Source organism: Rhodococcus sp. ACS1, assembly GCF_002300155.1.
Taxonomy (GTDB): domain Bacteria; phylum Actinomycetota; class Actinomycetes; order Mycobacteriales; family Mycobacteriaceae; genus Rhodococcus_F; species Rhodococcus_F koreensis.
Window position 1 is genome coordinate 355770 of sequence record NZ_NSDZ01000004.1, and the last position, 23140, is coordinate 378909.

Consider the following 23140-nt stretch of genomic DNA (forward strand, 5'->3'; position numbering starts at 1 on the left):
ATGACGACCACAACAGGGATCGAAGACGTACTCACTCCGTCCGAGAGTCACGTCCGCAAGATGTACATCGGCGGCACCTGGGTCGACGCGGTGTCCGGTGAAACAATTGACACCGTCAATCCGGCAACGGGTGAAGTTCTCGCATCGGTGCCTCGAGGCCGAGCGGACGACGTGGACCGCGCCGTAGCTGCCGCACGCCGTGCGTTCGACGGTCCCTGGAGTCGGTTCAAACCTGTTCAGCGTCAACGTCTGTTGCTGGACCTGGCCGATCTGTTCGACAAGCACTGGGACGAACTCAGCTTGACCGACACCCTTGACATGGGCAAGCCGCTGATCCGGACTCGTGCCGAGAAGGCGCGTGTCACCGGCATGCTGCGGTACTACGCCGGCATGGCAATGAATTTGGACGGCCGCACGATCAAGAACTCGCAAACGGGTGATCTGCTGAGCTACACCAGCAAGGAACCCGTCGGTGTCGTCGGCGCCATCATCCCGTGGAACGCACCGGTCGCCGCGTCGATCTGGAAGATCGGGCCCGCGTTGGCCACCGGGTGCACCATCGTGCTCAAGCCTTCGGAAGAAGCGCCGTTGAGCCCGCTGCTGATTGCCGAGCTGATGGACCGCGCCGGGGTTCCCGAGGGTGTCGTCAACGTGGTCACGGGCAACGGAGTCGAAGCCGGTGCCGCACTCGCCGAGCACCCCGGGGTCGACAAGATCGCGTTCACCGGATCGACGCAAACCGGTCAGAGTATCGTGCGGGCGTCCGCGAACAACATCAAGCGGGTGTCGCTCGAGCTCGGCGGCAAGTCACCACTGATCGTGTGTGCGGACGCGGACCTCGACACCACCGTGCCTACCGTGGCCATGGCGGCGTTCGCCAACTCTGGTCAGATCTGCATCGCCGGCTCACGACTGCTTGTCGATCGTGCCATTCACGACGAATTCGTCGAGCGCCTCTCGGTCTTCGCAAGCGAGCTGCGGGTCGGACCGGGCATCGACCTCGAGACCGAGATCGGGCCGCTGGTGAGCAAGCGCCAGCTCGACAAGGTCGTCGGCTTCCTCGACGCGGGGGTGCAGCAGGGCGCCACCGTCCGAGCCGGGGGAAGCCGTCTCGATTCCGGAGCGCTCGCCGCCGGTAACTTCGTCGCTCCCACTGTTTTCGGTGACGCCGACGACTCCATGTCGATCGTGCAGGAGGAGATCTTCGGTCCTGTCATCTCCGCGCTGCCGTTCGACACCCTCGACGAGGCTGTCGAACGTGCGAACGCGACGCCGTACGGGCTCGCCGGCGGTGTCTTCACCCAGAATGTCGGCACCGCGCACCGAGTTGCCGCTCGGGTTCGAGCGGGTTCGGTGTGGGTCAACACCTACCACCTCCTCGACCCGGCCGTTCCTTTCGGTGGCTCCAAGATGAGTGGATACGGCCGAGAGGGAGGCACCGAGCACATGGACGAGTACCTCGCGACGAAGACGGTGTGGGTAAACCTCGACTGACGTACCCGGCGAGAGTCAGGACCGGGGCTGGATCTCCGAGAGGAATTCGAGCAGTCCCTCGCTGAGGACGTCGTTGTCGTCGCCACTGACCATGTGCCCGGCACCACTGACATCCACATGACGCGAGCCGGGAATCAACTCGAGAAGTTCGCGTGCACCGTCGGGGCTGACGATGTCCGACTGTGCGCCGCGGATCAGCAAAGTCGGGACGGTGATCGTTCGTGCTGCCGCCCGTGCGCGGATCTCCCGCGTTGTGGCCGTGGCCAGTGTTTTCTTTCGATCGGAGAGGAGTTGAGGATCCCAGTGCCAGTACCAACGACCATCTCGCTCACGCAGATTCTTGCGCAGGCCGTCGGCACGCGGCGGTCGACGACGGTGGGGGTTGTAGGCGACTACGGCAGCGAGGGCATCGTCGAGTGTGTCGAAGCCGGCGAGTCCGCGCTCCAAGAATCCGGTGATCTTCGCCAGCCCCTCCGGCTCTGCCTTCGGGACGACGTCGACAAGGACGAGCGCTCGACTCAGGCCAGGATGGTCGGCTTCCGCGATGAGCGCGGCCGTCCCGCCCATCGACGCACCCACGAGAACGGGCGCCTCGCCGATCACGCCGACGATCGAAACGAGGTCCCGGGCGTACGCCTCGGTGCTGTAGTCACCGTCGGATGCCCAATCGCTGTCGCCGTGGCCGCGGGCGTCCACGGCATAAGTGCGCCAACCGTGTTCGGCCAGACGGATGCCGGTGCGCTGCCACGAGTGCCTGGTCTGGCCGCCACCGTGCAAGAGCACGACGGACCCTCTCTCCGTGTGGGATTCCGGACGCCACAGATCGGCGGTGAGGGTGACTCCGTCACCCGGCAAGAGGGTCCTGCTGCTCGTGATCGGCATGTTGCGGAAAGGCTTTCGTTAGTGGGGGCCGCTCGGCCGGGAGGCATCGCCCGGTCACGTGGCCCGGGTGGTCAGGCTTGTGTCGAAGATATCAGTAGGGACCGACATAGATAACTAATTGCACTAAGTGTTTGGGTATGTCATAGTGCGAGATGCGTAGCATTGCAGCACTGGAGAATTCAGAATCCAGGATCTGTCGAGGCCGAACGAGGCCGTCGGGGCGGAATTGCAGAGATTGGCGAGGGCCGACGTGCAGCGCGTCCACCTGGTGACGCCGCGCAGTCAGGCCGCCGGCGCACTGCAGAACTAATTGCGAAGTGAGAAATGCACATGGTGAAGTTTCCCATCGAGTGGGGCAAGGTCAGGGAGTACGCCACCGCGACCGGTGCGGGTAGGCCGGCCTACCTGGACAATCCGGCGAGTGCGATACCGCCGACCTTTCTGGCAACCGTTGTGTACTGGAAAGCGATCGGCAACACCGTGCGCTCCGCAGAGGTCGCGGAAGCGTGTGCGACGGCGGGTGTCCCGTTCGACATAACAAGCCTGTTGTCGCTGGAGCAGGAGTACGTCTTCCACGGGCCGCCGCCGAGGGCGGGGGACACCCTGTTCACGTCCGAGCGGCTACACGACGTTCGGATCAAGCACGGCCGTAGTGGTCCCATGGTGATCGTTCGCTTCGTCGTGTCGTTCTGCGGCGACGACGACAAGGTTCGAGCCGAGTGCTGGTACACGTCAGCCTACGTGCAGAAGGGGAAGTCATGACGGAGTTTACTCTGGGACAGAAGCTTCCGGATCGAGTTTTCGGTCCTGTCACGATGACCGACATCGTGCGCTATCAAGGTGCCAGCGGTGACATGAACCCGATGCATCACGACGACGAACTTGCCCGATCGGCGGGGTTTCCGGCCGCGTTCAGTGTGGGGATGTTGGGTGCGGGCTGGCTGGCGGGATATTGCACGGAGCACTTCGGGGAGGACACGGTCCGGCGATTCCGGACGCGTTTCACAAACGTCGTGTACCGCGGTGACGAGTTGGTCGCCTCTGCGGCAGTGGCGCGACTCTTCGAACGCGACGGCGAGGAACTCGTCGAGTTGGCGATCGCATTGCGGAAGAACGACGGTTCGGTGGTCGTCGAAGGGGCGGCCGAGTTCGTCGTGTGAAGTTCGAAACTCGGTCGGTAGAACGCTGATCGAGTTCAGTGAAGGTGAATGGAGGAACCATGAGGACTGGAGTCAGCGAGCGTCCCGACCTGCCCATCGCGTTGGTGATCGGCGGCGGCGGAATGGGTATGTCGACTGCGCGTCGCTTGGGTCAGTCGCACCGAATCGTCCTGGCGAGCCTGTCGGCGGACAAGAATCCGAACCGGGAGGCGGTGCTCCGCGAGGACGGCATCGACGTGACGGCGACGCAGTGTGACATCACCGATCCCGAATCGGTCACAGAACTCGGAAAATTCGTCGCGAAGCAGGGGCAACTACGTACCCTCGCGCACGTGGCGGCACTGTCGCCGTCCGTCGGGGATTGGCGCACGCTGCTGACGGTGAACCTCATCGGGGCAACGCTCATCGAACGCAAGTGCCTGGAGCTGGCGAGGCAGAGCACCGCTGCGATCTTCGTGTCCTCGCTTGCCGCTCATCGATCCGATCCGCCGACCGACGAGATCATCTCGGTCCTGGACGATCCGCTGGCCCCGGACTTCTTCGACCGACTGGAAGCCCTGGTACCGGAGAAGCAGCCCGTTCAGGCGTACCGGCTGTCGAAGTTCGCGATCAACCGCATGTGCAGGCGCCGCGCGACCGCATGGGGCGCCAAGGGTGCACGCATCGTGTCGATGTCACCGGGACTGATCGCCACTCCCATGGGCGCCAGGGAATTCTCCGGCCAAAGTGGCAAACTCAAGCTCGAATTGCTCCGGAACACGCCCCTCGAGCGTGAGGGCACGATGGTCGAAACCGCTGACGCGATCGAGTTTCTCGCGTCGGACCGCGCATCCTTCATCACCGGCACGGATCTGCTGGTGGACGGGGGAACCCTGTCGGCGGTCCGGGCCGGCTGAACGAGCCTCGGTGGCCGCCGCTTCTGTCCAATAACGAAACAGCACAAAGGTGAATCATGACCGACTCAACTGACAGCACCAGACCTGCACCCCTTGCCGGCCTGGTCGTGGTCGATCTCTCCACGACGTTGGCCGGAGCCCAGGCCACCCAGTTCCTGGCGGACTCCGGTGCAGACGTCATTCTGGTGGAGGCGCCCGAGGGAAGCCCGTTGCGGCAGGAGCCCGGTTGGCCGGGCCTGCTTCGGTCTCGGCGCAGCATCAGTCTCGACCTGGACGCCGACGCGGATCTCGATGTGCTGGACGGTCTGTTGACCCGGGCCGACGTCCTCGTCACCACGATGCGGCCCGCGGAGTTGGAGCGCCGCGGATTCACCGCGGAGTCGTTGTCCGCGCGGTACCCGCGCCTGGTCGCGGCAACGATCACGGGGTGGGGAACCCAGGGACCCTGGTCCAACTACAAGAGCTACGAAGCATTGGTCATGGCCAAGTGCGGAATCTTCCACTCCAAGCGGCAACTCGCTCCGGGGCCCGATCCCACCTACGTTTCGGTGCCGTACGCGTCTTTCGGTGCAGCGCATTCCGCCGTGCAGGGAATCCTGGCGGCCCTGATCGAGCGTGAACAGAGCGGCCTGGGTCAGGTGGTCGAATCCAATCTGGTGACGGGTGTCGGTGCCTACGATCCGTACAACTGGTTCTATGAGATGATTCTTCACCGCTACCCGGACGCTTTCGAATCCCAGGTTGCGGCATTCGACGATCAGGGTCGCCCCCAGTCCCGTTTGATGTTCGCACTACTCGTGGCCACGACGAAGGACGGGACGTGGTTGCAGTTCTCGCAGAGCGCACCGCGGCTGCTGCAAGCGTGGGTGGAAGAACTCGGCATGGCGGAGGAGCTGACCGATCCCAAATGGGCGGGGTTCCCGGTGCTTCCCGATGCGGATCTGCGCTTCGAGTGGTGGAACAAGATGATTTCGAAGGTCGGGGAACGGACTCTGGCCGAGTGGGAAAGTACGTTCGAGCGTAACCCCAATGTGGCAGCCGAGCAGTTCCGTAGCCCCGACGAGGCGCTCGATCATCCACAGCTGGTTCACGAGAGACGAGTCGTCACCGTCGACGATCCCAACCTAGGACCTGTGCGTCAGCCCTCAACTCTCGTGCATGCGGGCGGTAACCCGCTGACCGACGTGCGGCCCGCTCCCCGCATCGGTGAGCATTCCGATGAGCTGCGAGCATTCGCGAGCTCGGCCCCTCCTGAGACGACTCCGGTCGATGGGAACGCGGACGGTGTCAAGAAGTACCCGCTCGAGGGGGTGACGGTACTCGAGCTCGGAGCGATGTATGCCGGTCCCTACGGTGCAACCTTGCTCACGGACCTCGGTGCACGAGTGATCAAGATCGAACCCCTCGGCGGAGATCTGATCCGAGGGATCATGGCCTATCCCGAGGCCGGCGGCGCGAAGGTGCTGCAAGGCAAGGAGAGTATCGCCATTGACCTCGGCACCGAAGAGGGCCGGGATGTGCTTCACCGCCTTGTGAAACAGTGCGATGCGGTACTCCAGTGCTTCCGCGCCGGCGCATCCAGGAGGATCGGCTTCGACGAGGCGTCCTTGCGGAAGATCAATCCAGATCTGGTGTACCTCAACGCGGTCGGCTACGGCGTCGACGGACCCTACGCTTCCCGACCGGCCTACGCGCCTTCGATGGGTGCGGCGTCAGGTGTGTCGGTCACCGATTCGCCGTTGGTCAGACAGGGGCCGGAGGATCGTGAGGAGCTCCTGACCGGTGCTCGCAGTCTCTACGCCGGGGGAACGGTTCCGGCGGTGCAAGCCGATGGTGTCGCTGCTCTGGGCGCGGGATCCGCCTTGCTGTTGGGCATCTACGCGAAGCGACGCGGGATCGTGCTCGCCGACCTCGTCACGACGATGTTGGCGAGTTGCACGCAGATCCTGATCTCGCGGAACACCAGCTATGCGGGCCGCCAGGCGGTAACGCGTGTCGACGACGAGTTCCGTGGGCTCGGCCCGCTCTACCGCATGTACCGGGCCGCCGATGGCTGGGTCTTCCTGGCAGCACCTGAACCAGACGAGTGGGCCCCGCTCGTCCGCGCACTCAGCGAGTACGACGAGATCAGAGACGAGAGGTTCGCAGATCCCGAGTCCCGGAGGGTGAACAGCGCAGCGCTGGTGGCCGCGCTGAGCAGTATTTTCGGCACGCGGAAGAAGGACCAGTGGGAGTCACTTCTGACGGCGCAGGATGTGGGCTGTGTTGCCGTCGCGCAGGAAACGGCGGAATGGTGCATGCAGACGGACGAGTTCCACAATGCCGGATACACGGCCACCGCTGTCAGCCCTGTGTTCGACGAGCATCGGCGGCTCGCGCCGCTCAACAGCTTCTCTCGGTCCGATGTCAAGGCCGACGCGGGTTGCACTCTCGGCGAGCACACCGATGCCCTACTGAGCGAGATCGGCTATGGCGCTGCGCAGATCGCGGAGCTCAGAGACAAGTCAATCGCGGGCTGATTGCTTCGAACGGCGGTGGGTGCGGGGGACGGTCGCGTCGGTCTTCAGGAGACTGGACGTTGTCGCCGAGACCGGCGCGGTCAGCATCCCCACCCACCCGTCCACGTAGCTGCTCAGCCTCGCCTCGCTGATGTGATGCTGTCGACGTGCGTGATCGCCGAGCATGTGCAGCACACTGTTGTACAGCTGGACTTCGCGACCGCGTCGAACTCGATCAGGCATGTCGGCAACCACTTCGAGCGGTATCTGATTGAGGACGTCGACAGTTGTATCCTCGAGCTGCCTGGGCCAGTACTCGCCATGCGAGCGAGGGTTCTCGTTCAGTTTGGCGAGGAAGGGCACAAACATCTCGCCGGACTCGATGCTTTCCACCAGGGGGCGCACTATGAGCCACACCGCAGTCCGGGGGTCACGGATGTTGTTCGCGGCACGAGCCTCCTCCAGCAACTCGGTTCGCCGTGCGTCGATGGTCTTGTACCGAAAAGCGATCAGTGCGCGAACGAGCCCGGCTTTCGATCCGAAGTGGTAGGCGATGACCGACGAGTTCGACTGACCAGCTTGAATCTGGATCTCCCGCAACGTGACTCCCTCCACACCATGCCACGCGAACAGGCGCTCGGCCGACGTCATCAGCAGTTCACGAGTTGCTTCACCTGTCGTGTGCCTGCGCCTGGTGCTGGTGGAATCATTCTCGGGTGGCATGGTCTGGCCTCTCCGCTGGTCGGTTGTGCAAGGTTCGTCGACGTGATCGCTCCACGATTCTCCCTCGATGCAAAGATAATAGACAAGTCTTAGAAAGTATGGACACCTCGCTAACTTAGTGAGATACTCGGTTGACCCCAACGCCGCGTGCATGCGGCCTGATGTTCGGAGGATTGCGCAATGCAGAAGATCTGGACCAACTCCGGCGATTCGCACTTTCTCGAGCCGGGCGATCTGTGGACGACCCGGTTGCCGAAGGCGCTCGCGGACCTGACGCCGATTTCCGAGAAGGATCCGGACGGCGAGTACGAAACCGTGCATGTCGACGGTCAGACCTTCCGCCGCAAACTGCCGACCTCGGCGGCTGTCGAGTTCCTGGAGGAGACCCGGAAAGCGGTCGGCATCCGGGATGCGAAGGCTCGCCTCACCGACCTGGACCACGAAGGGGTGTGGGCCGAGGTCATCTTCCCGTCGCTGGGGATGTGGTCCTCGACGTTCCGTACGCCCGAGTTGCTCAAGGCGTGCATGCGGGCAAGCAATGAGTGGGCGTTGGAAGATCTTGTGTCCGTCTCGGATCGCTACGTGGTGACTGCACAGGTTTCGACGCTGGTCGTCGAGGACGCGGTTTCCGAACTCGAGTGGGCAGCCGAGAACGGTTTCCATGCGGTCTTCCTGCCGACCACGCCGCACCCGAGTGCACCGGATTGGCACCGTCCTGAATGGGAACCGTTCTGGGATGCTGCGGAACGCGCTCGAATGGTTCTCGCCTTCCACATCGGCACGGATCCGGTGGATGTCACGTCCGGCGGTGCCGGTGTGGTGTACCGCGGACCCGGCGGTGCCGTGATGAACTACGCCGAGACGACCTTCTCCGGCCAGCGGGCCGCGATGAAACTGGTCGCGTCCGGTGCCCTCGATCGGCATCCCGACCTGCGGGTGCTGATCTCCGAGGGCGGTGCCACCTGGATTCCGTTCCTGGGTGATCGCATGCTCGAGGGGTACCGCCAGCACAGTAGGGTCGTGCGCCCGAAGCTCGAGCGCGATCCGAAGGAAACCCTGATGGCGCAGGTGTACGCATCCTTCCAGCACGACGAGACGGCGGTCGCTGCGCATGACGCCATGGGCTACAAGAATGTGATGTTCGGTTCCGACTACCCCCACATGGAGGGAACCTTCGGGCATACGCAGGACACCCTCAAGCAGTTGTTCGACGGCGTCTCCGACGAGACTCGCTTGCGGATAACCCAGGGTGCGTTCTACGAGCTGTTCCCGCACGTTCCGGCTGCTCCCAGCAGTGGGGTATGACGGCATGCTGAAGGATTCGGGAAGCCGTGACGTCGCGATCGTCGGTGTCGGAGCGACGCCCTACTACCGCAGGGGTGAATCCGCAGGCAAGAGCATCACTCAGCTTGCCGGCGAGGCCATTCTGGCAGCATGTGACGATGCCGGAATCTCGGTCAAGGAGATCGACGGCTTCGCGTACTACTCGGGAGCCGGCGCCGGTTACGGCGACAAGATGGAGACTGTGGACTTCATGGAGACCTTGGGAATCCCCGAGGTTCGGTTCACGGCAACACTCACCGGTGGTGGCGGTGGCTCGGCCGGAGCGATCGGCCTTGCCCGTGCTGCGATTGTGGCCGGAGACGCGTCCGTCGTGGTGACGGTCATGGCGTTGCAGCAGCAACAACAGCGGCTCGGAACCGTGATCTCGGCCAAACCGCCCACTCCGCTCGGTTCGTTCGTGCAGCCGTCCGGACTGGCGGGTCCGGGACACCTGATGTCGGTGCTGGCGCGTCGTCACATGTACGAGTACGGCACCACCCGTGAAGCTTTCGCCGAGGTCGCGATCTCGACGCGCAACAACGCCTTGAACAGGCCCAAGGCCATTCAGAAGGCGCCCCTCACCCGCGAGGAGTACTTCAACGGGAGAATGATCGCGGAGCCGCTCTGCGTGTACGACTTCTGTCTGGAGACGGAGGGTGCGATCGCGATCATCACGACGTCCGCGGAACGCTCCCGTGACATGAAGCAGAAGCCGGTCCCAGTGGTGTCGGCCGCTCACGGTGGATCACGGGACTGGGGCCGTGGATTCACCTGGTACGGCATGCCGGCGGACACGTTCACATCTTCCGGTCACAAGTCGGTGGCCGACCGCCTGTACAAGCAGGCCGGGCTCACCGCGCAGGACATCGACGTTGCCCTGATCTACGACCATTTCACCCCGATGGTCGTGATGCAGCTCGAGGATTACGGCTTCTGTGAGAAGGGCGAGGGTGGACCCTTCGTGGAGAGTGGTGCTATCCGCTACTCGCGTCAGAAGAAGAAGGGGGCCGTCGCCGTCAATCCCCATGGCGGACAACTGTCCGAGGCGTACATCATCGGAATGACCCACATTCTGGAGGGAGTCGAGCAAATGCGCGGGACTGCGATCAATCAGGTTGACGATGCCGACTACGCGTTGGTCACCGGGGGGCCCGCGGCTCTGCCGATCAGCGGCCTCATCCTGGGGCGTGACCGATGACCGAATCACGCCTCGCCTCGGTGCTTCCAACCGAAAGGGTAAGAATCGCCACCGATGCCTCGACCGAGCCGTTCTGGCAGGCTGCGAAGCAGCGTCGGTTGGTGGCGCCCAAGTGTAGTGACTGCGGGACCTTTCGACTGCCTCCGACGCCGTTTTGCCCGGAGTGCCAGTCGACGTCGATGGACTGGGTGGATCTGTCCGGCCGCGCGACCGTCTATAGTTTCGCGGTCGTGCACAAGTTTCCCGGGCAACCGAACCTGACCCTGGTGCCGGCTGTCGTCGAGCTGCCCGATGCCCCGGGGACGCGGCTTGTCACGAACATCGTCGACATCGCACCCGAGAAAGTGCAGATCGGCATGAGTCTGACGGTCGACTTCCATCCCATTTCGGATGGTTGGCAGTTGCCCGTCTTCCGCGTTGATTCCGAAAGCGAGGTCTGACACATGGACGGCGACTACGAGAGCGCACTCGAGGAAAAGCCACTCGAGTTCATGACGAGCATCGCGAACACTGGTGGATCCTGCGATGGCCAGGGGATTATTCCCGACGGGGATCACTACACGTGCTGGTGTTCGTGCGGTGGGTGGAACGTCGAGGCGCCTGACCAGCATGAAGGTCTGCGTCTCGCGCGGCTTCACACGGGCAGCATCGCGGAATGACAGCGACCGGCGTGGCCTGTTCGTCTTCGTCCTGAACTCGACTCGACCGGAGGGCAGCGTCGTCACAACGCCGCTCTCCCGTGTGCTGGGACCCTGTTCCGCGCACACGGGCGAGCGGCCTGGGTTGGGAAAGGGAGTACGGGATGGCACTGCAGGAGTACGCGCGGGATGTCGGTGAGATGAGCACAACGATGCGCGATGACAATGCGAGGCTCGGAATCGACATGCCCGAACTGGACCATGTTCCGGTGCCCGACTCATGGGCAGCGCTGGTGAAGCCGGGCGATGAGAACGACACTGCTTACGGTGAAATGGTCGCGCGATTGCGCGACTTCTTGGACTACGTCACTGCCGCACGGCCGGACCCCGACACTGTGGCCGCACTGCGCGACGATCTGGAACGGTGGGGCCAGCGGCTCGCACCGATTGCCGTTCCGGAGCGGGATCAGGTGTTCGGTCACCTCCGGGATCTGCAGGGGCGAGGCCAGACGATGTCGCCGACCTTTGTCGTCAGGGAGGCCGACCGCAACAATGTTCGGGGCACGGTCCGATTCGGCCGCTACTTTCTGGGCGGCAACGGGGCGGTACACGGTGGTGCGATCCCGCTGTTCTTCGACGAGGTCCTGGGTCGGTTGGCGAACTCGGCAGGCCGACGACACTCCCGGACCGCTTACCTGCACACCGACTACCGGTCGGTCACCCCAGTCGGTGCCGAACTCACCGTGCATGGATGGTTCGTCAGTGAGGAAGGGCGCAAGCGAGTTCTGCGTGCCGAACTGCGTGACGGAGACGTGGTGTGCGCGGAGGCGGAGGGGCTGTTCGTCAGGCTCAATCCCGGCCAGCCGTAGGACATTCAAGACTCGTCGGCCGGCGTCCGCGAATTCGCAGCGAGTGTGGATGGTGAAAGAGCCTCCGCTGCGTCGGCTCTAATTGTTTGTAACGTTTGGTCTAATTTATCTGGCGATACACGCCAAGAGAGTTGATTGGGAGTCACGCATGGGGAATGGCGACATTACATCGGGCGTCGGCACTCGCATGACGTCCCCGGATGCGGTGTTGGTGGTGGGCGCGTCAGCGGCAGGCCTCTCTACCGCGGAAGCGCTGCGGCGCAGGAATTACACGGGAAGAATCACCGTCCTGGGGGACGAGGTGCATGCGCCCTATGATCGTCCGCCCCTGTCCAAGCAGGTCCTCTCGGGGGCCTGGGAATCCGGCCGCGCAGCGTTGCGTACGGATGAAGCCTTGAGTTCCCTGGATGCTGACTTCATCCTTGGTGACTCGGCGGTCGGACTGGACCCGGCTACCCGGACGGTGCGAACGGCAGCGGGCCGAGACTTGCAGGCGGATGCGATCGTCATCGCGACGGGAGTGCGTCCCCGAGTCTTGCCGGGGACGGAGTGGCTGGGCGGGGTACATGTGCTGCGCTCGCTCGAAGATACAATCGCGTTGCGCTCCGACCTGTTGACGGCTACTCGGCTGGTCGTCGTCGGCGAAGGGGTTCTCGGGTCCGAAATCGCTGCAACAGCACGGGCACTGGGCGTCGACGTGACAATGACCGGCCCGCAGCCGGCGCCGATGGTGTTGCAGGTCGGTCCGATGGTGTCGGAACTGCTTGCGGAATTGCACCAGGACAATGGAGTCCGACTACGACTGGGCGTCAGCGTCGTCGGACTGACGGAAGCAGGCGGACGTGTCACCGGCGTCCGACTGGCGACGGACGAGGTTCTGCCAGCCGATGTGGTTGTGGTGGCGATCGGTGCGATCCCGACGACGGACTGGCTGACCGACAGTGGTTTGCGGCTGGACAACGGCGTGGTGTGCGACTCTCGTTGCCGAGCGGCAGACGGCATCTACGCCGTCGGTGACGTGGCCCGATGGCATCATGAGCAGCTCGGTGAACTTGTCCGCCTGGAGAACCGAACCAATGCCACTGAACAGGGCTTCGCAGTTGCCGGTGCCATCGTCGGCGAAGACGAACCCTACGTGCCCGTGCCGTACTTCTGGTCTGATCAGTTCGACGTGAAGATTCAGGTACACGGCGCACTCCCTGCAGATGCCGAGGTGGACATCGTCGACGGCGATCTGTCGGCTCGCCGGTTTGTCGCTCGGTATCGCAAGGAGGGGATTGTCACCGGCATCCTGGGCTGGAACATGCCGAAGCAATCTCGTCTGCGCCGACAAGAAGTGGTCGATGACCTGGCTGCCGCCGTCCGCGTCGCGTCGATGACCTGATCTCCGATCGTGGTGATGAATCCCCGGTGCAGCAACTTCGTTGCGGCACTGGGGAGTCTCGGTCTCGGGATCGGTCTAACGCGATGGGAAGTGGCAGGCCGCGTACTGCCCGGGACGAACCTCGCTCATCACGGGTTCCTCCTCGGCGCACTTTGCCTGTGCAGAGGGGCAGCGTGACCTGAATCGGCAACCGGCCGGCGGGCGCAGGGGAGACGGGATGTCGCCTTGGAGGGCGGGACCGGCAAATCCCTTGTCAGGATCGGTCAACGGCACGGAATCGAGCAGTGCTCGGGTATAGGGGTGTGCCGGCTTTTCGTAAACCTCGACGGCGTCACCGAATTCGCAGACCTTACCGAGATACATCACCAGTACGTTGTCGCTGACCGCTCGTACCACGCCCAGATCGTGGGCGATGAAGATGATCGTCAGATCGAACTCCTTCTTGAGATCTTCGAGGAGGTTCAGAATCTGAGCTTGCACCGACACGTCCAGGGCCGAGACCGGCTCGTCGCAAATCAGTAGGCGAGGATTGAGCGCGAGGGCCCGGCCGATGGCCAAGCGTTGGGCCTGCCCACCACTCAGTTGACGTGGCAGCATCGAGGAGAAGCGCTCGCTGGGTAAGCCCACCTGCTCGAGCACCGTCTGCGATGCCTCGGACTGGTCCTCGGCGGACGCACCCGCGATCGCGAGGCCCTCGGTGACGATGTCCTTGACAGCTCGACGTGGATTGAGCGATGCAACAGGATCCTGGAAGATCATCTGCATCTCCCGGCGCAGATCGCGCATACGCTTCTCGGGAAGTTCTTCGATCCATGTGTCGTCGTAGCGGATTCGTCCACCCGCTATGGGATCGAGGCGAAGTACGGCCCGGCCTGTCGTGGATTTGCCACACCCGGATTCGCCGACGATGCCGAGTGTCTCGCCCTTCTTGACGTCGAAGCTGATACCCGCGACCGCTTTGAACGATCCGCCTTTCGTTCTGTATTCGACCGCAAGGTCCTGAACACTGAGAAGAGTGTCTTCTCCGCGCAGATGCGCGGTTCCGCTACCGGCCACGGGGTGTACCTCCGACTGCTGAAAGAGATTGTGTTGATGCTGGATTCATGCAGGCGAACTGATGGTCCCTACCGACAGAGGTCATTGTCGGGCCCAGTTCCGTACATTCCGTGTCCGCCGCCTCGCAACGGGGCGCGAACCGACACCCTGCCGGTGGATGGGTGGGGGACGGCAGTGAACCCGCAATCAAGTTCAACGGTGCATGGCGTTCGTGCTCGATCGTCGGCGTTGCACCGAGCAGTGCATGGGTGTACCGATGGCGGGGCGCGTTGAACACCTCCCTCGTCGATCCGACCTCGGCCAGTTTGCCTGCATACATGACCGCGACGCGGTCGGTGCGTCCGGCAACCACTGCAAGGTCGTGGCTGATGAGCATCAGCGACATCCCACGCTCGGTTTGCACCTTCCTCAAGAGATCCAGGATCTGCCGCTGGATCGTCACGTCGAGTGCGGTGGTCGGCTCGTCGGCGATGAGCAGGTCAGGCTCACATGCAAGTGCAATCGCAATCATCACGCGTTGGCGCATGCCGCCGGAGAGTTCGTGCGGATAGTTGCGCAGTCGTTGCTCGGGATCGGGAACTCCCACTTCTTGGAGGAGGGTGAGCGCGCGACCGTGCGCTTCGGAACGCGAAACACCGAGATGTCGCCGAATTCCCTCGGTGAGTTGGCGTTCGATACGGACCACGGGATTGAGAGAACGACCGGGGTCCTGAAACACCATCGCAATCTGCTTCCCCCAAACCTCCTCCCTGTCTTTCTGGCTGAGTGTCAGGAGGTTGCGTCCCTGGAAGTACACCTCGCCGGTCAGGGAAGCCTGACTCGGCATCAATCCCATGATGGCGCGCGCCATCACAGACTTTCCCGAGCCGGACTCGCCCACGACTCCGAATGCCTCGGACGGCGCCACGTCGAAGGACACTCCGTCAACCGCCTGTACGACGCCGCGAGGCGAACCGATGTACGTATGAAGGTTGCGCACCTGAAGGACCGGGGTATCAACCATGTTCTCGCTGCCTTTCGGTGGGCAGAGCTGAGGAGCACTCATTGTCGTCTCCTTGTCACTTCTGGATCCAGAGCGTCTCGGGTAGTACCGACCCCATTCCGTACTGCACGACTCCACCGACGTTGCCGTTGGCCATGACACCCGGTGCAGCACGGGTGTAGAAGATGAGCGGGTTCAACTCGGCAAGACGCTGCTGGACCACCTCGTACGCAGCCACGCGCTCCGACTCGTCCTGGGAGGACAGGCCCTTGTCGAGTGCCTCGTCCAGTTGGGGATCGGCGATGCCGCTGTAGTTTCCGCTGGAGGAGCTGTGGAGACCGAACCACAGGCGCGGCTCGGGATCACTGAACATCAGGCCCGCAACCAGGGCGTCATAGTCCTTCCGCGCCATGATCTGGCCCAGCTGGGCCAGATCGATCGTCCGCACGTTGACCTTGATGTTGTTCAAAGTGCTCAGCTGAGTCTGAATCGCCTCGCCCAGAGCCCTGTTCGACGGATACAGCGAGATCGTGAATTCCAGCGGCTTGCCCTCTGCTGCCAGCTCGTCGAGGAGGCGCTGCGCCTCGGCCCGATCCTGCTCGGCGAGCGGGATGTCCTTGTAGAACGGCGAGGACTCGTCGAACAGGGTACGCGGCAACTCCGCCGTGCCCTCGAACACCGCATTGTTGATGCCGTCGAGATCGAGTGCGAGCGCGAACGCCTTGCGGGCCCGCACGTCGTCGAACGGCGCCTTGGTGGTGTTCAAGGCCAGATCCGTACCGCCGCCGAGCGGAACGACCGCGTTCTGCAGGCCGGCGTCCCTCGCCTTGGCGATGTTCGACCAGATGCCTTCGAGGGCGAGATCGGCTCCACCGCTGACGAGTGTGTTGTACCGCTGATCGGCATCGCCGATTGCGCGGATCTCGAGCTTGTCCAGATACGGGAGTGGTGCGTCGTAGTACTTGACGTTGCGGGTGAGCTTGATGACGTCCTGGCGAGACCACTGCTCGAGCGTGTACGGTCCCGCACCGATCGGATTGGAGTCGATGGCCTGCTGGCCGGCCCGCAACGAGGCCGGGGAGGCGATCCAGTTCATCGACGTTTCCACGATGGCGTTGGCGAAGTTCGGGACCGGTTCGACCAGGGTCACCTCGAGGGTGCGGTCGTCGACGACGCGGCTGCTCTCGATCAGCTTCGCCTGCGGTATGTCCGGTGAGGCGGTGGCGGGGTCCTTGACGTGCTCCCAGCCGAACTTGACGGCTGCGGCGTCGAACGGGCTGCCGTCGGAGAACTGGACGCCGTCACGGAGGGTGAGGGTGAAGGTCTTGCCCGCGTCGGCGGTTGTGAGGCTCTCCGCCAGTTTGAAGTCGATCTCTCCGGTTTCGAGATCGTTGGTCATCAGGGTGCCGTAGAGGGCATTGCCCAGAACTGGGGAGTTCGCCCACCAGTTCGTGATCTGTGCGGGGTCGAGGGTGCGCGGCTCCCACTGCTCGATGATCCGGCCGGTTCCGCCGGTGACCGGGTCACCGGCGGGGCCGCCGGCAGTTGCCGAGTCGGTTGAGTTTCCGCTGCTACACGCGCTGAGCATGAGCATGGCGGCGGCAGCGCCGGCCAGGAGCGCACGTCTTTTCGAGATCACGGGGGACCTTTCATGGGCTGAGAGGGTGAAAGAACCTGACACAGAAGGGTATCGGTCAGATCAGTCCAGCACGGTGCGGCCGAACCGCATCCGAAGGAATGGGGGGTCAATCATGGGTGTGGATCCAGAGCACCTCGGGAAGTACCGACCCCATCCCGTACTGCTGAATTCCACCGACATTGCCGTTGGCGACGACCCCGGGCGCAGAACGGACATAGAAGATGACGGGATTCAGTTCGACAAGACGCTGTTGGACAACCTCATACGCCGCCGCCCGTTCCGAATCGTCCTGGGAAACCCGTGCGTCGTCCAGTGCTGCATCCATCTGCGCATCCTTGACGCCGCTGTAGTTTCCTGCGGAGGCACCGTGAAGACCGAACCACAGGCGTGGTTCGGGATCTCCGAAAACGACAGCGTTCGTGATCACGTCGTAGTCCATCTGGCCGAGGATTTGACCTACCTGGGCGAAGTCGATGGTGCGCATGTTGACCTTGATATTGTTCAACGTACTGAGCTGCGTCTGTATCGCCTCACCCAAAGCCTTGCCCGACGGGTACAGCGACATCGTGAATTCCAGCGGCTTGCCCTCTGCGGCGAGCTCGTCGAGGAGGCGCTGTGCCTCTGCTCGGTCCTCGTCGGCGAGCGGGATGTTCTTGTAGAACGGCGAGGACTCGTCGAACAGGGTGTGCGGCAGCTTGGCGGTGCCGTCGTAGACCGCGTTGTTGATGCCGTCGAGATCGAGCGCGATCGCGAAGGCCTTGCGGGCCCGCGGGTCGTCGAACGGTGCCTTCGTGCTGTTCAGTACCAAAGTGGTGCCGCCGCCGGTCGGAACGACCGCGTTCTGCAGTCCGGCGTTCTTCGCCTTGTCGATGTTCGACCAGTTGCCTTCGAGGGTGAGGTCGGCGCCGCCGCTGACGAGGGTGTTGTATCGCTGATCGGCGTCGCCGATGGCACGGATCTCGAGCTTGTCCAGATACGGGCGCGGCGCGTCGTAATAGTTGTCGTTGCGGGTGAGCTTGATGACGTCCTGACGTGACCACTGCTCCAACGTGAACGGCCCGGCACCGATCGGATTGGTGTCGATGGCCTGCTGGCCGGCCTGCAACGAGGCCGGGGAGGCAATCCAGTTCATCGACGTCTGCAAGATGGCGTTGGCGAAGTTCGGGACCGGTTCGACCAACGCCACCTCGAGTGTGCGGTCGTCGAGGACGCGACTGCTGTCGATCAAGGACGCCTGCGGGATGTCCGGCGAGGCGGTTGCCGGGTTCTTGATGTGGTCCCAGCCGAACTTCACCGCTTCGGCGTCGAACGGGCTGCCGTCGGAGAACTGGACACCGTCGCGCAGTGTGAGGGTGAAGGTCTTGCCCGCGTCGGCGGACGAGAAGTCCTCCGCCAGCTTGAAGTCGATGCCACCGGTTTCCGGATTGTCGATCATCAAGGTGCCGTAGAGCGCGTTGCCCAGCACCGGGGAGTTGGCCCAGGAGTTGGAGATGAGCGCGGGATCGAGGCTGCGGGGTTCGGCCTGTTCGATGATCCGACCGGTTCCGCCGCTCACCACGTCCCCGGAGGGGCCACTGGTGCTTGCTGAGTCGGCTGAGCTTCCGCTGCTACACGCGCTGAGCATGAGCATGGCGGCGGCAGCGCAGGCCACGAGCGCACGTCTTTTCGAAATCACGGGAGGACCTTTCATGGTCCGGGTGAAGAACATGACAAGAGGGATATCGGTCGGATCAGTCCTGCATGGTGCGGTCGAACCGCAGGCGTAGGTGGTCACCTACCTGATTGAGGGCGAAAACGGTGAGGAAGATGACCATCGAAGGGACGAACACAATGTGCGGTGACGTTGCAATGGAGGACTTGCCGTCGCTGATCATTCCGCCCCAACTGGGCTGCGGCGGCGGCAGGCCCAGACCGAGAAAACTCAGTGATCCTTCGGCCACGATCAGCGCTGCAATCACGATGGGAAAGAATGCGCCCAGAGCGGGAAGAACGTTCGGCAGAATTTCCTTGAGCAGAATCCTGGAGTTGCTCGCGCCGAGATTCTTAGCTGCACGAACAAATTCGCGGGACGTCCAGGAGATCGTCGTGGCACGTGCCAGACGAATGAAAGACGGAACCGTGACGAGTGTCAGACCGACGAGAATCGTCTTGACGCTCGGCGTGAGGATCGAGGACAGGGCCAGCAGCAGGATCAGCGGAGGGAAGGCCAGCATCGCGTCTGCGAGAAGTGAGATACCGGAATCGACCTTCCGGCCGAAGAAGCCGGCGATCATGCCGAGAGTCGTGCCGATCGCCAGCCCCGTAATGCCGGCCACCGTACCGACCACGAGTGACACCCGCGCTCCGTGGATGCAGCGAGAGAGGATCGACCGGCCGAAACTGTCGGTGCCGAGCAACAGGTCGATCGAGCCGAAGCTGGGAGAGAGTCGCGATTCACCAACGGGGGCAGCGTAGTCGGCTATGGGTAGGAAGTTCGCAGTGACGGCGAGGACGAGGACCATGGCCAACCAGAAGTACGCAGACCAGACAATCACCGAACGCTTTTTCTTCTTGACACGAACGACCGGTTTCTCGACTTCTGCTTCGATGTCGGGAATTTGGTCCAAGGAGGGACTGATGGTCATGCGCGAACCGCCTTGCGAACTCGTGGATCAAGGAATCCGTAGCTGAAATCGACGATCATGTTGACGACGACGTAGACGAGGGCAACGAAGACCACAATGCCTTGGACAGTGATCACGTCACGAAGCGTGATGGACGACGAAACCAACTGTCCGAGGCCCGGAAGCCCGAAGAGGATCTCGACCACCACCGTTCCGCCGATGAGGCGGCCGAGGCTGATGCCTGCAAGCGTTATCAACGAGAAGGAGGAGGGGCGAAGCGCATGCCGGAACATGACGTACGTCCGCGACATTCCCTTCGCACGGGCAGCGGACACGTAGTCCTCTCTCAGTGTGCTGACGAGGTCGGTCCGCAGAAGACGTTGGAACGTGGCGATCTCGACGAATGCAATTGCGAGTGCGGGGAGGAACGCGCTTCGGAGATTGTCGCCGAGTCCGTCTCCGATCCGAGACCAGCCGGATACGGGGAACCACCCCAGCTTCAACGCGAGGAAGTAGATCAGTACGGGGCCTGCGATGAAGGCGGGGATCGCGAGGAATACAGACGTGACGGCGCTGATGCCCCGGTCGGTCGAACTTCCCGCAGTAGCAGCGGCGACCACCGCCAGAACGATTGCGATCGCCAGGGCGATGAGCAACCCCAGGATTGCAAGCTCGAGGGTGACGGGAAGGCGATCCAGAATTGCGTGAGTGACGTCCTGTCCCGTCAACGGCGACGTGCCGAGATTGCCTTGCAGCGCCGAGCCGAGCCAGTCGATGTATTGCCGCCACAGTGGCTGATCGAGGCCGAGCTTTGCGTTCAGTTCGGCGACCGCCTGCGGAGTGGAGTTTTCGCCTAGGATCACCTGTGCAGCGGATCCGGGGGCCAAACTGAGCAGGGAGACGGCGGCTACCGTCACCAGGAAGAGGACGAGCAGGCTTCGTCCAGCTCGTTTCGAAAGTGTGAGCACCATAGCGTTCGCCTTAGGCCCTTTCCATAGTGGTGCATGGAATGTCGTGTGATGTGCAGATGCGCGCACTGACCGTGGGTTTCGGCTGCGGTACGCGTGTTGTGGATGCGTGTGGCCTCTCCGAGTCGCTCCGGATGGGTGACTGTAGACCGTCAGGTGTCCCGCTTGCCGATGCGCGTGCGATCGAGATTCAGGGCGCAGCGAGTGGGTGGCTAGCCTGTCGTTGCACCAGGTCCTTCTCGAAATTGGTTCGCCTGAGGGTCTCCGTTCACTAAGTATACTAAGTCTTAGAAGACAACTTGCAAGCATCAATTTTTCGATGTGGGCGAACCCGGGCTGCCGATCGTGATCGGCAGGCCGGCGCCCGGTGTGGGTGAGGCATTGCGTCGGTCGACGGAGCCCGGTTGGTGCATGGTGTCTGATTTCGGTAATCGGGGTGGGTTTCGACAGGATTTGTAGTTCATCGACCCTTGGCTGCAACAACATTGGCGCGGTAAGGTCCGACTGACTCGCATCGAAACGCCGCGGCCTGAGAAGCTTGTGGGCCCCTCACTCTGCTGATAGGTGGAAACTATGTCGACGATCAGGCTGGGCAACGCTCTGATTGACCGTGTGGCGGAGCAGTCGCTACCGGTTTCACTCGGTCTGCTCACCGATGACGGAGAGTTTCTCTCTCGCCGAATCGCTCAACTGCCCGACGGCTTCCTGGACGAGGAGTCGGTGACCTTCCAGTTCTCGAGCCACAGTTGGGTGGTGAGAGTTGACGGTCTCACCGTGCTCGTCGATCCCTGTACCGGCAACGGCCGCGAAGGGCGGGGCCTCTATTTCGATGGCCTGAACGTGCCGTTTCTGGAGCGACTTGCCCAGTCGGGGGTGTCGGTCGATGCCGTTGACGTCGTGTTCTGCACCCACCTTCATCACGATCACTGTGGCTGGAACACGGTGCAGGTCGATGGTGCGTGGGTGCCGACGTTTCCCAACGCGACCTACCTGCTCGTCGACGAGGAGTACCGGCGGTGGGACACGTCCAGTTCGGATGTGCACCCCAACGAGTTCAACCCCAACACTTTTGACGAGTGCGTGCGCCCGATCGTCGACGCGGGTCTGGCCAAGGTCGTATCTGCACCGTATGCACTCTCGTCGGGTCTGACCATCGAACCTGCGCCGGGTCACACGGTGGGTCACGCGTTGATGCGTCTCGAGTCGGAGGGAATGTTCGCCTACTTCAGCGGCGACGCGTTTCATCATCCGGTCCAGCTGACTCGACCGGAACTCCATCTGCCCGGATGCGATGACTTGGCAACCGCGATCGTCACCCGGCAGGATCTGGTGAGGCGGGCGCTGGACGAGGGCGCTTTCCTGTTCCCGGCCCATTTTCCCGCGCCGCACTACGGTCACCTGTCCATTGACGGAGGCGAGGTGTGCTTCGTGCCCGGCGGTGCTCCGGATGCCGACCACGAACAGGCCGTGTGTCGCAGGTCCGGTGTCAACGCGACCGATTGATCGCATCAGGCCGGGTATTGCATTGTGTGCGAGGACCTCCGGACGGTGAACGATCGCGACATCGTCCACCGCACCCGGAGGCAAATCTTCGGTCGAGTCCGCTCAGCCCTGGAACATCGACAGTGGCACGCGTCCGACGATTCCGTCGAGTTCGCCGCCGGTTCGGCCGTCCGCCCAGGTGACATAGACGTAGTCGCCCCTGAAGAGTATCCCCGAGAACTCGTCGCCGCCACTGGAGGAGTAGTGGAAGCCGAAGGGCTGCGGCGCATGGTTGACCTGCACCGCCGGGCTGAATGTCTGGCCACCGTCGAATGAGACGGTCGCAAAAGCGTTGACCATGTCGTTGCCCAGCATCCGCCACATCACGCCCAACCGACCGTCGGGACCGTACTCGATCCACGGCTTCGCCGCACCGGCGGCGGGGATCGTGGTCGGCCCGGCCCACGTGGTGCCGGAATCAGCGGTGACGTAGACCGCGAAGTCGTTGCCGTCGGGCAGCATGACGGCGAAGCGGCCGTGCGCGGTGGGGTCTGCCGTCACCCAGGGGATCGGGTCGGTCGCGGTCCGCCCGACGCTGTCGGGGAAGGCCACGCCATGTGGCAGTCGTGCTGGATCGCCGTCGCTGTCCGTCACCGGGTGCGATGTGAAGGTTGCCCCGTCGTCGGTGCTGGCGAGGAACCGCACCTCCCCGGGGACGACGACGTTGTTCTCCACCGCAAGGGCTGTCGCTGTCGCGAGGACGCCATCATGCGCCGCGATCTGGTTGCCGAACGCCTGCGAGGGCAGCGCCGCCATCGGACCCCAGGTCAGGCCATTGTCAGAGCTGACGGAGACCTGATGCGGGCTCGGGCCGCTGGGGCCGCCTACGACGTCGATCCTGTTGGTGGCGTCGTCGATCCTCAGCCGCGGTGTGGTGGCGCGGAAGACGGTCGTGTCGACTGGCGCCGACCAGGTCTTTCCACCGTCGTTCGACCGTGCGACCCCGACACGACCCGCTCCCTCCGGGCAGGCACCGGACCGGTCGTCGGTGCCCGGGCAACCGAGCCGGTTGAATGCGGTGAAGAAGGTGCCGGTTGAGTCGACTGCCACGTTGGGGTCGCCACAGAACGGCCGGTCCCCATTCGGGAACTCCGTCTCTGTCCAACTCTTACCGCCGTCATTGGACTGGCCCACAGGGAGCATAGGGGTCCGGGATCGGCAAAGCAATAGTAAAGACCCCCGCATCTCAAGTGGCACTTGCCTATTCCGGGATTCTGGCACTGCGTGTCGTCGACATGCGCATGGCGGACGGTCTCGGAAGGTCAGGGAAGCTGGCCGGCCGTCG

Annotated in this window: 21 protein-coding genes; 12 read left to right on the forward strand and 9 right to left on the reverse strand. The window is 63.2% G+C overall.

All coding sequences use genetic code 11. The annotated features are described in order from the left end of the window. On the forward strand, window positions 1-1494 hold the full coding sequence (locus CJ179_RS13970) for an aldehyde dehydrogenase (RefSeq protein ID WP_218834819.1): 1494 nt from the start codon (window positions 1-3) through the stop codon (window positions 1492-1494). A 15-nt stretch (window positions 1495-1509) separates the two neighbouring features. Here CJ179_RS13970 and CJ179_RS13975 read toward each other — a convergent pair whose 3' ends face one another. Further along, the gene (locus CJ179_RS13975; RefSeq protein ID WP_095861945.1) at window positions 1510-2376 is read right to left on the reverse strand and encodes an alpha/beta fold hydrolase; all 867 of its coding nucleotides are present in this window, start codon (window positions 2374-2376) and stop codon (window positions 1510-1512) included. Between the two features lie 330 nt (window positions 2377-2706). On the opposite strand from CJ179_RS13975, the gene CJ179_RS13980 reads away from it, so the two are divergent. Genes CJ179_RS13980 through CJ179_RS13995 form a run of 4 tightly spaced genes read left to right on the forward strand, consistent with a single transcriptional unit; the run spans window position 2707 to window position 6951 of the window. Then, entirely contained in the window at window positions 2707-3138 is a 432-nt protein-coding gene (locus CJ179_RS13980) for a MaoC family dehydratase N-terminal domain-containing protein (RefSeq protein WP_179377590.1), read from the forward strand. Further along, window positions 3135-3536 carry a MaoC/PaaZ C-terminal domain-containing protein gene (locus CJ179_RS13985; protein WP_095861947.1) on the forward strand — a complete coding sequence of 134 codons (402 nt, stop codon included), beginning with the start codon at window positions 3135-3137 and terminating at the stop codon, window positions 3534-3536. Before CJ179_RS13980 ends, CJ179_RS13985 begins: the two co-directional genes overlap by 4 nt. 59 nt (window positions 3537-3595) lie before the next feature. Continuing rightward, complete coding sequence (locus CJ179_RS13990) at window positions 3596-4432, forward strand: SDR family oxidoreductase (RefSeq protein WP_095861948.1); 837 nt, start codon at window positions 3596-3598, stop codon at window positions 4430-4432. 56 nt (window positions 4433-4488) lie between these two features. After that, on the forward strand, window positions 4489-6951 hold the full coding sequence (locus tag CJ179_RS13995; RefSeq protein ID WP_095861949.1) for a CoA transferase: 2463 nt from the start codon (window positions 4489-4491) through the stop codon (window positions 6949-6951). Here CJ179_RS13995 and CJ179_RS14000 read toward each other — a convergent pair. After that, window positions 6937-7806, reverse strand: a complete 870-nt coding sequence (locus tag CJ179_RS14000) for a TetR/AcrR family transcriptional regulator (RefSeq protein ID WP_257015502.1) — start codon at window positions 7804-7806, stop codon at window positions 6937-6939. The genes CJ179_RS13995 and CJ179_RS14000 overlap by 15 nt on opposite strands. 27 nt (window positions 7807-7833) lie before the next feature. Here CJ179_RS14000 and CJ179_RS14005 point away from each other — a divergent pair, with 27 nt between their 5' ends. The 6 genes from CJ179_RS14005 to CJ179_RS14030 all read left to right on the forward strand — a co-directional run bounded on the left by CJ179_RS14005 (window position 7834) and on the right by CJ179_RS14030 (window position 13065). Beyond that, on the forward strand, window positions 7834-8958 hold the full coding sequence (locus CJ179_RS14005; protein WP_095861951.1) for an amidohydrolase family protein: 1125 nt from the start codon (window positions 7834-7836) through the stop codon (window positions 8956-8958). A gap of 4 nt (window positions 8959-8962) precedes the next feature. After that, a complete protein-coding gene (locus tag CJ179_RS14010) occupies window positions 8963-10174 on the forward strand; it encodes a thiolase (RefSeq protein WP_095862674.1) in 1212 nt (403 codons plus the stop codon). Further along, a complete protein-coding gene (locus CJ179_RS14015) occupies window positions 10171-10614 on the forward strand; it encodes a Zn-ribbon domain-containing OB-fold protein (protein ID WP_095861952.1) in 444 nt (147 codons plus the stop codon). The genes CJ179_RS14010 and CJ179_RS14015 overlap by 4 nt, the downstream gene beginning before the upstream one ends. Window positions 10615-10617: 3 nt before the next feature. Beyond that, window positions 10618-10833 carry a hypothetical protein gene (locus CJ179_RS14020; RefSeq protein WP_095861953.1) on the forward strand — a complete coding sequence of 72 codons (216 nt, stop codon included), beginning with the start codon at window positions 10618-10620 and terminating at the stop codon, window positions 10831-10833. A gap of 143 nt (window positions 10834-10976) precedes the next feature. Further along, a complete protein-coding gene (locus tag CJ179_RS14025) occupies window positions 10977-11681 on the forward strand; it encodes a PaaI family thioesterase (protein ID WP_257015503.1) in 705 nt (234 codons plus the stop codon). A 148-nt stretch (window positions 11682-11829) separates the two neighbouring features. Next, a complete protein-coding gene (locus tag CJ179_RS14030) occupies window positions 11830-13065 on the forward strand; it encodes an NAD(P)/FAD-dependent oxidoreductase (protein ID WP_257015504.1) in 1236 nt (411 codons plus the stop codon). Window positions 13066-13140: 75 nt separating this feature from the next. Here the strand turns inward: CJ179_RS14030 and CJ179_RS14035 are convergent, their stop codons facing one another. The 6 genes from CJ179_RS14035 to CJ179_RS14060 all read right to left on the reverse strand — a co-directional run bounded on the left by CJ179_RS14035 (window position 13141) and on the right by CJ179_RS14060 (window position 20316). Further along, on the reverse strand, window positions 13141-14121 hold the full coding sequence (locus CJ179_RS14035; protein ID WP_095861955.1) for an ABC transporter ATP-binding protein: 981 nt from the start codon (window positions 14119-14121) through the stop codon (window positions 13141-13143). Further along, a complete protein-coding gene (locus CJ179_RS14040; RefSeq protein ID WP_257015505.1) occupies window positions 14111-15166 on the reverse strand; it encodes an ABC transporter ATP-binding protein in 1056 nt (351 codons plus the stop codon). The genes CJ179_RS14035 and CJ179_RS14040 overlap by 11 nt, the downstream gene beginning before the upstream one ends. 13 nt (window positions 15167-15179) lie before the next feature. Beyond that, window positions 15180-16742, reverse strand: coding sequence for an ABC transporter substrate-binding protein (locus tag CJ179_RS14045; protein ID WP_257015506.1), 1563 nt, complete (start codon window positions 16740-16742; stop codon window positions 15180-15182). Between the two features lie 106 nt (window positions 16743-16848). Beyond that, window positions 16849-18417 carry an ABC transporter substrate-binding protein gene (locus tag CJ179_RS14050; protein ID WP_218834820.1) on the reverse strand — a complete coding sequence of 523 codons (1569 nt, stop codon included), beginning with the start codon at window positions 18415-18417 and terminating at the stop codon, window positions 16849-16851. A gap of 55 nt (window positions 18418-18472) precedes the next feature. Further along, the gene (locus tag CJ179_RS14055) at window positions 18473-19366 is read right to left on the reverse strand and encodes an ABC transporter permease (RefSeq protein ID WP_095861958.1); all 894 of its coding nucleotides are present in this window, start codon (window positions 19364-19366) and stop codon (window positions 18473-18475) included. Next, window positions 19363-20316, reverse strand: coding sequence for an ABC transporter permease (locus CJ179_RS14060; protein WP_095861959.1), 954 nt, complete (start codon window positions 20314-20316; stop codon window positions 19363-19365). The genes CJ179_RS14055 and CJ179_RS14060 overlap by 4 nt, the downstream gene beginning before the upstream one ends. A gap of 570 nt (window positions 20317-20886) precedes the next feature. On the opposite strand from CJ179_RS14060, the gene CJ179_RS14065 reads away from it, so the two are divergent. Next, window positions 20887-21816 carry an MBL fold metallo-hydrolase gene (locus CJ179_RS14065; protein WP_095861960.1) on the forward strand — a complete coding sequence of 310 codons (930 nt, stop codon included), beginning with the start codon at window positions 20887-20889 and terminating at the stop codon, window positions 21814-21816. Window positions 21817-21918: 102 nt separating this feature from the next. Here the strand turns inward: CJ179_RS14065 and CJ179_RS14070 are convergent, their stop codons facing one another. Continuing rightward, window positions 21919-22905 (reverse strand): sialidase family protein, encoded by a 987-nt coding sequence (locus tag CJ179_RS14070; RefSeq protein ID WP_095861961.1) that lies wholly within the window; start codon window positions 22903-22905, stop codon window positions 21919-21921. Window positions 22906-23140: the final 235 nt, after the last annotated feature.